This is a genomic window from Pseudonocardia sp. Ae150A_Ps1 (assembly GCF_001932315.1).
In the GTDB taxonomy this organism is placed as follows: Bacteria; Actinomycetota; Actinomycetes; order Mycobacteriales; family Pseudonocardiaceae; genus Pseudonocardia.
Map to the genome: position 1 here is coordinate 6,048,678 of NZ_MCIJ01000001.1, position 13,743 is coordinate 6,062,420.

The 13,743-nt window shown below is 75.7% G+C and carries 13 protein-coding genes and 1 pseudogene; 9 read left to right on the top strand and 5 right to left on the bottom strand.

From position 1 onward, the window contains the following. Window positions 1-124: 124 nt before the first annotated feature. The gene (locus tag Ae150APs1_RS34450) at window positions 125-421 is read right to left on the bottom strand and encodes a hypothetical protein (protein WP_254849410.1); all 297 of its coding nucleotides are present in this window, start codon (window positions 419-421) and stop codon (window positions 125-127) included. A gap of 44 nt (window positions 422-465) precedes the next feature. On the opposite strand from Ae150APs1_RS34450, the gene Ae150APs1_RS34455 reads away from it, so the two are divergent. Genes Ae150APs1_RS34455 through Ae150APs1_RS28500 form a run of 5 tightly spaced genes read left to right on the top strand, consistent with a single transcriptional unit; the run spans window position 466 to window position 4,350 of the window. Continuing rightward, entirely contained in the window at window positions 466-789 is a 324-nt protein-coding gene (locus tag Ae150APs1_RS34455; protein WP_254849411.1) for an SDR family oxidoreductase, read from the top strand. 37 nt (window positions 790-826) lie between these two features. After that, complete coding sequence (locus Ae150APs1_RS28485) at window positions 827-1,663, top strand: mycofactocin-coupled SDR family oxidoreductase (RefSeq protein WP_075301428.1); 837 nt, start codon at window positions 827-829, stop codon at window positions 1,661-1,663. 13 nt (window positions 1,664-1,676) lie between these two features. Continuing rightward, window positions 1,677-2,489: a mycofactocin-coupled SDR family oxidoreductase gene (locus Ae150APs1_RS28490; protein ID WP_075301430.1), complete on the top strand. Its 813-nt coding sequence runs from the start codon at window positions 1,677-1,679 to the stop codon at window positions 2,487-2,489. Continuing rightward, complete coding sequence (locus tag Ae150APs1_RS28495) at window positions 2,486-3,385, top strand: MoxR family ATPase (protein ID WP_075301432.1); 900 nt, start codon at window positions 2,486-2,488, stop codon at window positions 3,383-3,385. Before Ae150APs1_RS28490 ends, Ae150APs1_RS28495 begins: the two co-directional genes overlap by 4 nt. Next, entirely contained in the window at window positions 3,382-4,350 is a 969-nt protein-coding gene (locus Ae150APs1_RS28500) for a vWA domain-containing protein (RefSeq protein WP_249266507.1), read from the top strand. The genes Ae150APs1_RS28495 and Ae150APs1_RS28500 overlap by 4 nt, the downstream gene beginning before the upstream one ends. 165 nt (window positions 4,351-4,515) lie before the next feature. On the opposite strand, the pseudogene Ae150APs1_RS28505 reads toward Ae150APs1_RS28500, so the two are convergent. After that, a pseudogene (locus Ae150APs1_RS28505) lies at window positions 4,516-5,943 on the bottom strand (RNA polymerase sigma factor); the annotation flags it as partial. A gap of 233 nt (window positions 5,944-6,176) precedes the next feature. Here Ae150APs1_RS28505 and Ae150APs1_RS28510 point away from each other — a divergent pair. Next, on the top strand, window positions 6,177-7,010 hold the full coding sequence (locus Ae150APs1_RS28510) for an inositol monophosphatase family protein (RefSeq protein WP_075301434.1): 834 nt from the start codon (window positions 6,177-6,179) through the stop codon (window positions 7,008-7,010). Window positions 7,011-7,017: 7 nt separating this feature from the next. Here Ae150APs1_RS28510 and cei read toward each other — a convergent pair whose 3' ends face one another. Both cei and Ae150APs1_RS28520 read right to left on the bottom strand, forming a co-directional pair. Then, entirely contained in the window at window positions 7,018-7,653 is a 636-nt protein-coding gene (cei, locus tag Ae150APs1_RS28515; RefSeq protein WP_010223994.1) for an envelope integrity protein Cei, read from the bottom strand. Continuing rightward, window positions 7,653-8,747 (bottom strand): phosphotransferase family protein, encoded by a 1,095-nt coding sequence (locus tag Ae150APs1_RS28520; RefSeq protein WP_075301436.1) that lies wholly within the window; start codon window positions 8,745-8,747, stop codon window positions 7,653-7,655. The genes cei and Ae150APs1_RS28520 overlap by 1 nt, the downstream gene beginning before the upstream one ends. A 317-nt stretch (window positions 8,748-9,064) precedes the next feature. Here Ae150APs1_RS28520 and Ae150APs1_RS28525 point away from each other — a divergent pair, with 317 nt between their 5' ends. Beyond that, entirely contained in the window at window positions 9,065-9,367 is a 303-nt protein-coding gene (locus tag Ae150APs1_RS28525) for a DUF4193 domain-containing protein (RefSeq protein ID WP_010223990.1), read from the top strand. 74 nt (window positions 9,368-9,441) lie between these two features. Here Ae150APs1_RS28525 and Ae150APs1_RS28530 read toward each other — a convergent pair whose 3' ends face one another. Next, window positions 9,442-9,945, bottom strand: a complete 504-nt coding sequence (locus Ae150APs1_RS28530; RefSeq protein WP_075301438.1) for a DUF3093 domain-containing protein — start codon at window positions 9,943-9,945, stop codon at window positions 9,442-9,444. A gap of 25 nt (window positions 9,946-9,970) precedes the next feature. Between Ae150APs1_RS28530 and dut the strand changes: the two genes are divergently transcribed. Then, on the top strand, window positions 9,971-10,486 hold the full coding sequence (dut, locus tag Ae150APs1_RS28535; RefSeq protein ID WP_010223986.1) for a dUTP diphosphatase: 516 nt from the start codon (window positions 9,971-9,973) through the stop codon (window positions 10,484-10,486). Beyond that, window positions 10,486-13,620, top strand: coding sequence for a DUF3710 domain-containing protein (locus Ae150APs1_RS28540; protein WP_075301440.1), 3,135 nt, complete (start codon window positions 10,486-10,488; stop codon window positions 13,618-13,620). Before dut ends, Ae150APs1_RS28540 begins: the two co-directional genes overlap by 1 nt. Window positions 13,621-13,743 lie beyond the last annotated feature (123 nt).

A 13,743-nucleotide genomic window follows, 5' to 3' on the forward strand; every position in this document is an offset into this window, starting at 1 on the left:
CCGGTCAGGTCGCGCTGGTGACCGGCGGTGCGCGGGGGCAGGGGCGCGGGCACTGCCTGGCGCTGGCCGCCGCCGGTGCCGCGGTCGGCGTGCTGGACGTCTGCCGTGACCTGGACGTCCCGGCCTACCCGCTCGCCACCGAGGACGAGCTCCGGGAGGTCGTCGCGGCGGTCACCGCCGCGGATGGCCGGGCCGTACCCCTGATCGCCGACGTGCGCGACAGCGCCCGGGTCGGCGCGGCGGTGGAGACCCTCGTCGCGGAGTTCGGGCGGCTGGACATCGTCGTCAACAACGCGGCCGTCGTCACCAGCGCACCGTTCTGGGAGATCACCGACGCCGAGTGGGACGCCGTCGTCGACATCGGCCTCACCGGGACGTGGCGGGTCGCGCGGGCCGCGGCCGCGCACGTCCCGCTCGCCACGGGGCCGGATCGTCAACATCGCCTCCACCGGAGGGGTGCGCGCGGTGCCGGAGTTCGCGCACTACGTGGCGGCCAAGCACGGCGTCGTCGGGCTGACCAGGGCGATGGCGGTCGAGCTCGCCCCGGCAGGCGTCACGGTCAACGCGATCCTGCCGGGCGCCGTCGACTCGCCGATGCTGGCCGGTCTCGCCGACGAGCTCGGCCTCGCACCCGACGAGGTGCACAAGCGCTGGCTGCACGACCAGCTGCTCGCCGAGGTGCTGAGCATCGGCGAGATCACCGGCGCACTGATGTGGCTGCTCGGCGACGACGCACGGCGCGTCACCGGGCACTGCCTGGCGGTCGACGGGGGAGCGCTCGCCCGCTGAACGGACACCGACATCCACCGACGCTCGAGGAGGAGCGATGGGACGGTTCGACGGCAAGGTCGTTCTGATCACCGGGGGAGCCCGGGGGCAGGGGCGCTCGCACGCCCTGGCCTTCGCCCGGGAGGGCGCGGACATCGCGTTCTGCGACATCTCCGAACAGCTCGGCACGGTCCCGTACCCGACGTCGCGCCAGGCGGACCTCGACGAGACGGTGAAGCTCGTCGAGGAGCTCGACCGCCGGTGCGTCGCCGTGCGGGCCGACGTCCGGGACCGCGACCAGGTCCAGGACGTCGCCGACCGGACCCGCGCCGAGCTCGGCCGGATCGACGTGCTGCTGGCCAACGCGGGGATCTTCTCCTTCGGCACGGTCGCCGAGATGTCCGAGGACATGTGGCAGGAGATGATCGCGGTCAACCTCACGGGTGTCTTCCACGCGTTCCGGGCCGTGCTGCCCACCATGATCGATCAGGGGTACGGGCGGATCGTCGCGACGTCGTCGATGGCCGGGAAGATGGGCCAGGCCAACATCGCCCACTACGTCGCGGCCAAGTGGGGCGTGATCGGGCTGGTCAAGTCGACCGCGATCGAGGTCGCGGGCAACGGCGTCACGGTCAACGCGGTCTGCCCGACCGGCGTGGACACCGACATGATCCAGAACTCGGCCGCGTACGAGCTGTTCCTGCCCGGCACGGCGAACCCCATCCGGGACGCCGCGGCCCCGGCGTTCCAGTCGCTGAACCACGTCCCGATCCCGTGGGTCGAGCCGGTCGACATCTCGAACACGATGCTGTTCCTGGCCTCCGAGGAGGCGCGCTACGTCACCGGTGAGTCCGTCGCGGTCGCGGCGGGCATGAACGCGAACAACGCTGCCTGAGAGGGGAACGACGATGCCCGGACGCCTGGAGGGAAAGGTCGCGCTGGTCTCGGGGGCCGCGCGCGGACAGGGCCGGTCGCACGCGGTGCGGCTGGCGGAGGAGGGCGCCGACGTCATCGCCTTCGACGTCTGCCACCCGCTCGACACCGTGCACTACCCGCTGTCGCGCCGCGAGGACCTCGACGAGACCGTGAAGCTGGTCGAGGAGCTGGACCGGCGGATCGTCGCCCGGGAGGCCGACGTGCGGGACACCGCCGCGGCGCAGGCCGTCGTCGACGCCGGGGTGGCGGAGTTCGGCCGGCTCGACGTCGTGTGCGGCAACGCCGGCATCGCCGGGTTCGCCGACAACACGTGGTCGCTCACCGACGACGAGTGGGACGAGATGATCGGGGTCAACCTCACCGGGGTGTGGAAGACGGTCCGCGCCGCGGTCCCGGCGATGATCGCCGCGGGCAACGGCGGGGCGATCGTGCTCACCAGCTCGACGGCGGGGGTGAAGGGCATGAGCCGCACCGGTCACTACGTCGCCGCCAAGCACGGCGTCGTGGGGCTCATGCGCAACCTGGCGACCGAGCTGGCGCCGCACTCGATCCGGGTCAACACCATCCATCCGACCGGCGTGAACACGCCGATGGTCACCAACGACTACATCGGCGGGATCATCTCCGGGGACCCCTCGTTCGGCGAGAACCTGCAGAACATGCTGCCGGTGGAGATGGTCGAGCCGGTCGACATCTCGAACGCGGTCGTCTACCTCGCCTCGGACGAGGGCCGCTACGTCACCGGGACGATGCTGCCGGTCGACGCGGGGTTCCTGCAGAAGTGAGTGCGCGGGACGCGATCGCCCGCGCCGTGGTCGGACGCCGCCGTGAGCTCGATCTCGTGCTCGCGGCGGTGTCCGCCGGCCGGGACGTGATGCTGGAGGGCCCGCCCGGCGTGTCGAAGTCGACGATGCTGCGCGCGATCACCGCGCACTGGGGCGTCCCGTTCGTCCTCGTGGAGGGCAACGCCGAGCTCACCCCGGCCCGGCTGGTCGGGCACCACAACCCGGCGCGGGTGCTCCGCGAGGACTACTCGGTCGACAACTTCGTGCCGGGGCCGCTCGTGGGCGCCATGCAGGACGGCGGGTTCCTGTACATCGAGGAGCTCAACCGGGCCCCCGAGGACACCCTGAACGTGCTCCTCGCGGCCATGGCCGAGCGGGAGCTGACGGTGCCCCGGGTGGGGACGGTCACCGCGCTGCCGACCTTCCGGGTGCTGGCCTCGATGAACCCGTTCGACGACGTCGGCACCGCCCGGATCTCCGACTCGGTCTACGACCGCTGGTGCCGTCTCGTCGTCGGCTACCAGGACGCCGCCGAGGAGACCGAGATCGTGCGCGCCCGCACCGGGGTCACCGACGACGGGCTCGTCACCGACGCCGTCGCCCTCACCCGGGCGACCCGCTCGCACCCGGACCTGCGCCGCGGGTCGAGCGTGCGCGGCGCGATCGACCTGACCGCGATCGCGGTCGAGCTGCAGCGGCTCGGGAGCCATGACGGGGACCGTTCCCGGCTCGTGCTGGACGCCGCCCTGCTGGCGCTGTCCGCGCGGATCGCGGTGGACGACGCCGTCGACACCACCCCGGAGGAGGTGATCACCCGGATCTGGGAGGACCATTTTTTCTCCGGCCCCGGCGTGCGGCGCCGGGTCCCCACGTCCTGGACGTCGACGGTGCCGTGACCCTGCCCGCGGCTGACGAGCGGTCGCGGGCCCTCGCGCCGCTGCGCCGCAGGCCGAAGCAGCTCACCGCCGCGCCGGAGCTGTTCCGCACCGGGCCGGGCGCACCGGTCGTCGTCGAGCGGGTGGACGGGGACCGCGGCGACCCCGGCGACGGCGAGACCGGCGGACAGGGATCGCTCACCACGTCCCGCACCGCCCGGGCCCGGACCCTGTCCGAGCTGCTGGAGGACCGGCCACCCGACCGGGAGGTGACGGCGATGGCCCGCCGGATCGCCCGGCGCCTGGCCCTGCGGCGGCCCCGGGACCCGCGCGCGGCCCGTGGACGCGGGGCGCCCGCGCCGCAGCCCTACCGCTACCGGTCCGACGACATCGACCTCGACCGCACCGTGGAGGTGCTCACCGAGCGCCCGGCGCCCGAGGACACCGACATCGTCGTCCGGGAACGGACCGGCTCCCCGCGGGCGATCACGCTGGTCGTCGACGTCTCCGGGTCGATGCGCGGGGAGAAGGTGCGGATCGCCGCCGCGACGGTCGCGGCGCTGTCCGGCGACGCCGGGGCGACGGGGGACCGGCTCGCACTCGTCGCGTTCTGGTCCGACGCCGCCGTGCTGTCCCCGCTCGACGAACCCGCGACACCGGGGGTACTGCTCGACCGGCTCGTGCGGATCCCCGCCCGCGGGCTGACCGACGTCGGGTTCGGGCTGTCCGTCGCCCACGCCGAGCTCGCCGGGGCCCGGGAGCGGCGCCGGGTCGCGGTGCTGCTCAGCGACGTCGTGCACAACGCCGGGCCGGATCCGCGCACCGTCGCGCGGCGGTTCGGGGAGCTGCACGTGCTGCTGGAGACCGACGGCGAGCACGACGCCGCGCTCGGGCGGGACGTCGCACGGCTCGGGGGCGGACGGCTGGCCACGGTCCGCACACACCGTGACGTGGCCCCCGCACTGAACCGGCTCCTGCGGAGCTGAGGTCCGACAGGCGACCCGGACGCTCACCGGACCCGGCCACGCTCACGCGATCGCCTGAGCGTCGCCGCAACCGGTGAGCGTCGTCGGCCGACCGTTGCCGCGACGGGGCCGGGAACGCGACAGGCCCCGCCGGCGGACACCGGCGGGGCCTGTCGGCGGGACGTGTCAGTCCAGGTAGTCGCGCAGGACCTGGGAACGGCTCGGGTGCCGCAGCTTCGACATCGTCTTCGACTCGATCTGGCGGATCCGCTCGCGGGTCACGCCGTAGACCTGGCCGATCTCGTCGAGGGTGCGCGGCTGGCCGTCGGTCAGCCCGAACCGCAGCCGGACGACGCCCGCCTCGCGCTCGGACAGCGTCGCCAGCACCGACTGGAGCTGGTCCTGCAGCAGCGTGAAGGACACCGCGTCGACCGCGACGACCGCCTCGGAGTCCTCGATGAAGTCACCGAGCTGCGAGTCGCCCTCGTCACCGATGGTCTGGTCCAGCGAGATGGGCTCCCGGGCGTACTGCTGGATCTCCAGCACCTTCTCCGGGGTGATGTCCATCTCCTTGGCGAGCTCCTCGGGAGTGGGCTCGCGCCCGAGGTCCTGGAGCAGCTCACGCTGTATACGGCCGAGCTTGTTGATGACCTCGACCATGTGCACCGGGATACGGATGGTGCGGGCCTGGTCGGCCATCGCGCGGGTGATGGCCTGCCGGATCCACCACGTCGCGTACGTCGAGAACTTGTAGCCCTTGGTGTAGTCGAACTTCTCGACCGCGCGGATCAGGCCCAGGTTACCCTCCTGGATCAGGTCCAGGAACGCCATCCCACGGCCGGTGTAGCGCTTGGCCAGCGACACCACGAGCCGGAGGTTCGCCTCCAGCAGGTGGTTCTTCGCGCGCTCGCCGTCGCGGACGATCCAGCGCAGGTCGCGCCGCATCTGCGGGGAGAGCTTGTCGTTCGACTCGAAGAGCTTGCGGATGCGCTCCGCGCCGTAGAGGCCGGCCTCGATCCGCTTGGCGAGCTCGACCTCCTCCTCAGCGTTGAGCAGCGCCACCTTGCCGATCTGCTTGAGGTAGGCGCGGACCGAGTCGGCGGAGGCGGTGAGCTCGGCGTCCTTGCGGGCCTGCCGCAGCGCCTCGGACTCCTCCTCGTCCCAGACGAAGTCGGCCGACTTCTGCTGCGACGACCGGGTGGTCGGGGCGACCCGGTTCTTGCCGGTGTTGGTGTCGTCGTCCTCGTCGTCGTCGGACGCGTCCTCGGCGTCGACCTCCTGGGCCGCCTCGGCGATGTCGGCCTCGATGTCGGCTTCCTCGAGCTCGCCGTCCTCGATCTCGACGTCGCCGTCCTCGAGCTCGGCGTCCTCGCCGTCGGCCTTCTTCGTGGAGGCCTTCTTGGCGGCCGGCTTCTTCGGGCCGGTGCCGGGTGCGGCCTTCGTCGCGGTGCCCGGCTTGCGGGTGCGTGCGGCCGGCTTCTTGGCGGTCGCCGCCCCGGTCGTGCCGGCCGCGGAGGTGCGGCGGCTGCGGGGTGCGGTGCCCGACGTCGGCTCGATGGTCGAGTCGGTGCGTGCTGCGGAGTCTGCGGCTGCCACCTGGGCCCTCTCGCTACGTGCGCTGGAGTCGTTACTCGGGCCGGTCGCGGCGCACTCGTCGGGGGAGACGAGGCCACGGACCGCCCCGGAATTCTGTCCTGGCACCACCTCGGTCGCCGGCGTCGGTCGAAGGTCGCCGCGCGTCCCGTGAGGTGGGGTCTGCGTTCCATTGTAACTGCGCACCGCGGGACGGGGCGCACCTCACGCCGCCCCGCGCGTCCGAGGGCCCGCGAACGTGGTCGGATGGAGCCGTGACGCCGCACGAGACCAGCGATCCCGCCACCCTGCGCGCCGTGGCCGAGCAGGTCGCCGCCGAGGCCGCAGAGCACCTGCGCACCCTGCCCGCGCCGCGGGACGGGGGAGTGTCGACCAAGTCCTCGCCGACCGACGTCGTGACCGAGTCGGACGCGTCGGTGGAGAAGTTCGTCCGGGACCGGCTCGCCGAGCTGCGGCCGGGCGACCCGGTCTACGGCGAGGAGGGCGCGGGCGACGCGGCGACCGCCCGCTGGGTCGTCGACCCCATCGACGGCACCGTGAACTACCTCTACGGCCTGCCCTGGTACGCCATCTCGATCGCCGCCGTCGCCGACGGCGAGTCGGTCGCGGGCGCGGTCGCCGAACCCGCGGCGGGACGGCTGTGGTCGGCCGGGCGGGGCCTCGGCGCGACCTGTGACGGCCGCCCGCTCGCCGTCGCGGGGACCACCGAGCTCGGGCAGTCGCTGGTCGGGACCGGGTTCGCCTACCGCGCGGAGCGCCGGGCCCGGCAGGCCCGGATGGTCGCGGCGATGCTGCCCGAGGTGCGGGACGTGCGCCGCGCCGGTGCCGCCGCGCTGGACCTGTGCGCCGTCGCCGCCGGCTGGCTGGACGGCTACGTGGAGCACGGCAGCAACTGGTGGGACTGGGCCGCCGGAGCGCTCATCGCCCGCGAGGCGGGCGCGCTGGTGCACATCACCGTCCCGCCCGGGGTGCGCGACCTCGGCGCCGACGGCGACGGGCTGGGCGACGACGTGTCGCTCGCCGCCGCACCGGGCATCGCCCGCGAGCTGGCCGGTCTCGCCCGCCGCAGCGGCGCCGCCGGGGTCTGACCCCGGCTCAGCTCGCGCAGGCCGACTCGCGGGCCTGGGCCATCAGTGTCGGGTCGGCACGGGCGCCGCCCTCGTTGCCCGGCGACGCCAGCTGGTCCAGCGCGTCCCGGGCACCCCGGCCCGGTGCGACGTCGGTGAACGCCGTCCCGACGACGACGTCGACCACCGGGCCCCGCCGGTCGTCCCGGATCAGCTCCACGCACGGCAGGGCCAGCGTCAGCGCGGCGGCCGCGGCCTCGCCGTCGGGCCCGAACCGCAGCTGCCCGATGCAGCCCAGGTCGCCGTCCGGGAACGCCGGGTCGTTGCCCGGGGAGCTCGCCTCGCCGAACTCCAGGTCCCGCAGCTGGGCGGACACCAGGTTCGCCTGCCCGCGCTGACCGCCCGCGTTGAGCACCTGGAAGCGCGCGTCGCGCGGCGCCGCCGCGCCGACGCCGTCCAGCTCGGTGCGGGTGATCTCGCTGCCCGGCAGCGACCCGGAGGCGGGGGCGGAGCAGTTCGTCGACGACGGCCCCTCGGACGCGGTGCTCAGCACGACGGTCCAGGTCACCACCAGGGCGGCGGCTAGCACCGCGGAGGTGATCACGATCGGCCGGCGCCTCCGGCGCTCGTAGGGCCGGGCGGAACGGGAGAGCGGCAGCCGCATCAGAAGGAGCCTCCGTCGAGCACGTGGTGGCCGAGCGCGACGAGCGGGCCGACCGAGCCGTCGAGGCCCTCCGCCGTGTCCGCGGGGACCGAGCCCGCCCGGACCCGGGCGAGGATCCCGGCGAGGACCACGGCCAGCTTGAACGCGCCGAACGCGACGTACCAGGGCAGCGGGGTGACGTCGAGGCCGGTGCGGGCGGCGTAGGCCCGGACCAGCTCGTCGCGCCGGGGGAAGCCGGGGAGCGCGGTGGGGGAGGGCAGCGGCTGCGCGCTCGACCAGACCGCGTCGTCGCCGTCCTGCTGCCAGTAGACGAGCAGCAGGCCCAGATCGGCGAGCGGATCGCCGAGGGTCGACATCTCCCAGTCCAGGACGGCCAGGATCCGGCCCGGGTCGCCGGCGTCGAACACGCAGTTGTCGAGCCGGTAGTCGCCGTGCACGATCGTGTGCCGCTGGGCGGCCGGGACGTCCTCGCCGAGCCGCCCGGCGAGCCGGGTGAGTTCGCTCTCGACCTCGGCGGAGACCGGGACCGGGTCGTCGCCGTCGCGGGCTGTCGCCCACTGGGTGCTCCAGCGGCGGATCTGGCGCTCCATGAACCCGTCGGGACGGCCGAAGCCCTCGAGCCCGACCGTGGCCGGGTCGACGGCGTGCAGCTCCGCCAGGACGTCGACGAGTGCCTCCCCGGCCGCCCGGCGCCCGGCCCCGGTCGCCGCCCAGCCCCCGGGCAGCTCGTCGAGCGGGACGACGCCGTCGACGAGCTCCATCACGAAACAGGGCGCGTCGACCGGGCCGCCGTCGCCGCCGTCGTGGGTGGCGAGCACGGCGGGCACCGGCACCGCGGTCGGGGCGAGCGCCGCGATCACCCGCTGCTCCCGGCCCATGTCGTGGGCGGTCGCCGCGACCGTCCCGACCGGCGGTCGGCGCAGCACGACCGCGCCGGCGGGGGAGGACACCCGGTAGGTCAGGTTCGACCGGCCCGCGCCGATCGGGGCCAGCTCGGAGTCCGCCCACCGCTCGTCGTCCAGGACCGTCGCGAGCCAGCGTCCGACCGCCGTGGGATCGGCGCCGGGGGTGGGCGTGCGGGCGCTCGTCGTCACGCCGACCGACCCTAGTGCGCGTGGCCGCCGGAGCCGTGGCGTGACACCCCGGGGGTCACCCGGGGGGACTCCCTGCGCGACCAGCCGGACCCTGGGTTACCCTCCCCGCCGCCGGTAGCGGACCGGTCCCTCCGGGACGGAAGCGAATCGATCACCGCCGAACCGCAGGCGGAGTGAGACCGGCGTCACTACCGCACCGGGCACAAACCCGGTCGCCGCGTCGTTCCCCTGCGGCACGCGACGACCGACAGATGCGAAGGACCTGCTGTTCAGCGGCGACCTGAACAGCACAGACGTGAATGGCAAGGGTGAGACCCATGGCGACCGACTACGATGCCCCGCGTCGCAACGAGGCCGATGAGATGGCCGAGGACTCGCTCGACGAGCTCAAGCAGCGCCGCAACGAGGCGCAGTCCGCGGTCGTCGACGTCGAGGAGACCGACACCGCGGAGAGCTACGAGCTCCCGGGTGCCGACCTGTCCGGCGAGGAGCTGACGGTGAACGTCCTGCCGAAGCAGGCGGACGAGTTCACCTGTGCCAGCTGCTTCCTGGTGCACCACCGGAGCCGGCTGGCGAGCACCTCCGGCGGGCAGTTCCTCTGCCGCGACTGCGCGGCCTGACACGGCGCACGACCAGCACCACCAGGACGGGCCCGGCGGAATCCGCCGGGCCCGTCCTGGTGGTGCGGGACGGGTCAGGGCACCTGCGGGTGCGGCGCCTGCGCCGCGATGGCCGCGCGCAGCGCGTCGGGACGGCGGGTGCTCAGCACCCAGTACGGCTCGTCCGACGAGGGATCGGTGACCTCCACCCTGACCAGCGGGCCGACCCAGGCGTGGTGCAGCACGTAGGCGCGCGGATCCAGGTCCGGCCCCATCGCCTGCTGCTTATCCCGCCGGGCCACGGTGTCGGTCACCCCGGCCACGGCCAGCGGCAGCTCGCGGCCGTTCGACACCAGCACGCCGGGCCGCACCGTGGTGCGGCTGCGGCCCATCCACCACAGCGTCCCGACGCACAGCGGGATCATCACGGCGTAGCCGATCCAGGACCGCAGCCCCGGGTACCCCATGTGGATCTGGGCGCCCAGCAGGACGCCGAGACCGACGGCCAGGAGGTACCACCACACCGGGACGGACAACCGCTCGTCGAACGCAGTGGGGCCGGACGTCGCAGAGTCCGGCTCCGGAACCCGATCGCTCACGTGTTCCAGGGTAGCGTCGCCCGCCGTGCCCGGTTCCGCCCCCGCTCCCCCGGACGAGCCGCTGGTCGCACCGTCCGTCGACGTGCTGCTGACCAGGCTCGACCCCGGCGTCCCGCTGCCCGCCTACGCGCGGCCCGGTGACGCCGGTGCCGATCTCGTGACGACGTCCGACCTCGAACTCGCCCCCGGCGAGCGCGCGCTGGTCGGTACCGGCGTCGCGATCGCCCTGCCGGCGGGCCACGCCGGGTTCGTGCACCCCCGGTCGGGCCTCGCGGCCCGCTGCGGGCTCTCGATCGTGAACGCGCCCGGCACCGTCGACGCGGGCTACCGCGGCGAGATCAAGGTGTGCCTGGTGAACCTGGACCCGGCCGAGCCGGTCCGGCTGAGCCGCGGCGACCGGATCGCGCAGCTGGTCGTGCAGCGGGTCGAGACGGCCCGGTTCGTCGAGGTCACAGAACTGCCCGGGTCCGAGCGCGGAACCGCGGGACACGGCTCGACCGGCGGGAACGCCGCGCTCGGGCACGGGGGAGGCAGCCACTGATGCCCGGACGCGCGCGCGGCAAGATGTTCGACATCCGTCCCGAGCACGGTGTCGAGGACTCCGGCACCGGGGCCTATCCCGGGTATCCGGGCTACGGCGACTCCGACATCGAGTCCTACGACGAGTACGACGAGCACTACGCCGAGTTCGACGCCCGCCGCGACGGACGGGGCGCCGGCGGCGGGCCGGTCCCGCCGGGCCGGCCCGCGAACGGCGCGGCCCGTGGCGACGGCGCGCCGGGTGCCGCCGGGCGCAACGGCGCAGGCCGCAACGGTTCCGGGCACCCGGACGCACCCCGGGACGGAGCCGGACGGAACGGGTCCGGCCGCGGCGGTGCGGCGAACGGGCGGGCGGCGAACGGCGCCGGCCCGCGCACCGGTGCCGGTCGCGTGGGCGGCGACCCGGGTGCGACCGCGGCGACGACGGCGGTCCGCGCCGTCCGCGGCGGGACCGGCCGCACCCCCGTCCCCGGTCCGGACCGGCCGGACGACCGGGTCGCCCCGGACGGCCGGTGGGACGACGACGAGCCCCCGCTGCTGAGCCACCGCGGCGAGTCCGAGGAGCCGGCCTACGCCCGGGACCGGACCCCGCAGGGCTTCGACGGTGGCGACCCCGACGCCCCGGACTGGGGCCGTCCGGGCCGTCCCGCCGCCGACGAGTACGAGTACGACGAGGGCGGGGACGACGACCCCGACGACCCCGACGACTCCGACCCCTACGACGAGGACGAGTACGGCGTCGGCGACGCGCCGCTGTCCGTCCCGCCGCCGGGCAGCGGCGGCCGCCCGCTGGGCCCGGCCGACGTCGAGGAGCTCGACCCGTCGATGACCGACGCGCTCGCCCGCGTCGATCTCGGAGCCGTCCACGTGCCGGTGCCCTACGGCGCCGAGCTGAAACTGGAACCCGCCGGCGCCGAGCGCCCGCAGGCCGTCCACCTGCTCCTGCCCGAGGGCCGGATCGCGGTGAGCGCGCTGGCCGCGCCCCGCTCGTCGGGTCTGTGGCCGGACCTGTCCGCCGAGATCGAGCAGTCGCTGCGCAAGGGCGGCGCCCGCGTCCGCAACGCCCGCGGTGACTGGGGCCGTGAGCTGCACGCCCGCACCGAGAACGCGGCGTCGGTGTTCGTTGGCTGTGACGGTCCGCGCTGGATGGTCTACGGCGTCGCGACCGCGTCGCTGGAGACCGTCGAGGCGCTCGACGTCGAGCTGCGCCGGGTCCTGCGGGGGATCATCGTCGTCCGCGGGAAGTCGCCGTACCCGCCGCGGACGGTGCTGCTGCTGGAGCTGCCCGAGCACCTGCGCGAGGAGCAGCCCGACGTCGCACCGCAGAAGCCGAGCATCACCGTGTCGGTGCCGCGCCCGGCCGGGGAGACCGGGTCCACGAGGGCACCCGCGAGCGGTGCGACGCCGCTGCCCACCACCGGCGCGACCCCGGCGGCCACGACCGGCGCGACCCCGCGCCCGGCCGCCGACGAGCCGGTCCGCCGTGCCCCCGCTGCCGGCCCGGCGCCGAGTGCCCCGGCCCGCCGTCCCGCCGATGCCGATCCCGCCACCCGGGCGCTGCCGCAGGTGCCGCGCCGCCCCGCCGCCCCGGCCGAGGCCGAGCGGACCGCGCTGTCCCGCCCGGTCCCGCGTGAGGAGCCCGGCGAGCGCACCGCGATCGCCCCGCTCACCCCGGCCGCCGACGCGGAGGCCCCCGCGGGCCGCGCCGGCCGCCGCCGCGGCCGTCCGGACCGGCCGGACCGCTCCACCGGGGCGACCCGGCGCGGCCCGGCACCCGGGGTCCGCCCGGAGGCCGACGAGCCGGTCCGCCGCCCGGCCGCCGACGAGCCGGTCCGCCGCCCAGCGGCCGACCTGGCCGGACCCGCCGGCACCGGTGCGTACGCGCGTCCGGCAGCCGGCGTCCCCGACCCGCTCGACGCGCGCACCCCGCTCCCGGCCGCCGAGCCGGAGCGCGCGCCCGCGCCGGAACCGCCGGTCCGGCGTGACCCGGCGGTCACCACGCTGTCGGTCGCCGACCTGCTGGCCGGTACCGAGGCCGATCCGGCCCTGGGTGCCGGGCCCGTCACCGGCGACCGCACGGCGGAGACCCGGCGTCCGGCCCGTCGTACCCGCCGGGAGGAGCACTCCGCGTCCGGCGACGGTGACGTCCCGGCCCCGGCCCCCGCCCGGCGGCGCCGGTCCGCCGACCGCGACGCCGCGGACCGCGTCGACGCCGCCGACCTGCTGGCCGCCCGCGACACCGGGGCCCCGGCCGCCGGCCCCGGCCGTTCCACGGCGGAGCGGCTGTCGTCGGCGATCGAGGACATCCCGCTCTCGGACATCCCGCTGATGGAGGCGACGCTCGACCGCGAGCCCGAGCCCGAGCCCGAGCCGCTGCCGGAACCGGTGCCCGAGCCGCAGCCGCGGTCGGCGGCCGAACCGTTGCCCCGCCGGACGCGCCGCCGCGGCGCGCCCGCCGACACCGTCCCCGGGGCCGGCACCGGCTCCGGCACCGCGGACGACTGGCTGTCCTCGGAGATCGCGGCGAGCAGGCGGGCCGGGCGGCACGGCGGCGGCCGGGGCACCTCGGTCGCGGACCTGCTCGCGTCGTCCGGACTCGACGGTCACGGCGGCCATCGGCGGGCTGACGCCGGAGACACCGGCCGGCCGTCGGCCTCGGCCCCCCACGCCGAGCCGGCCGCCCTTGCCGAGCCCGCCGGACCGGCCGGGTCCTCGTGGCCCGCGGGGGACGACGACCTGTTCCGGTCGCCGTCGGCCGCCGACGGGGTGCCCGGCCGCGGCTACCTGGAGGGCGGCCCCACCTCGACCGACGAGGCCCGCAGCGCGCTGCAGGACCTCCTGCGCAGCGCGTCGGGCGCACCGGACGACGACGGGACCGGCGTCACCGGTCTCGCCGACTACCGGGCGAGCCGCGCCGCCGCCGGGCGCCGCAACGGACGGGACCGGCACGGCGACGACGCGGACCACGCGGACGGTCCGGACGACGCCGAGCCCGGCCGGCGTGCCGCGGCCGGCGACGGCACCGGCGACCCGGGCCGTGCCGCCGGTGGGACCGGTCTGACCGGCCGCTGGCCGGCCGGTCGGCGCGCCGCCGGGACCGATCCCCGCGATCTCGGACGGCACCGGCGGGACTGACACCGCGGGGCGATCCGGGCACCGGCCGCGGAACGCCCGCGGTGCCGCCGGCCCCGACCACCGGGCGCGTCCGGGAGACCGGTCGGCGTGGCCCGGCGCACGGGCCGATCCGCTGGTGAGGGC

Bases quoted from the DNA above. Each gene is read 5' to 3' on its own strand.
- Ae150APs1_RS28485 (WP_075301428.1), top strand. From the start codon at position 827: ATGGGACGGTTCGACGGCAAGGTCGTTCTGATCACCGGGGGAGCCCGG.
- Ae150APs1_RS28490 (WP_075301430.1), top strand. From the start codon at position 1,677: ATGCCCGGACGCCTGGAGGGAAAGGTCGCGCTGGTCTCGGGGGCCGCG.
- cei (WP_010223994.1), bottom strand. From the start codon at position 7,653: ATGCGGCTGCCGCTCTCCCGTTCCGCCCGGCCCTACGAGCGCCGGAGG.
- Ae150APs1_RS28525 (WP_010223990.1), top strand. From the start codon at position 9,065: ATGGCGACCGACTACGATGCCCCGCGTCGCAACGAGGCCGATGAGATG.
- Ae150APs1_RS28540 (WP_075301440.1), top strand. From the start codon at position 10,486: ATGCCCGGACGCGCGCGCGGCAAGATGTTCGACATCCGTCCCGAGCAC.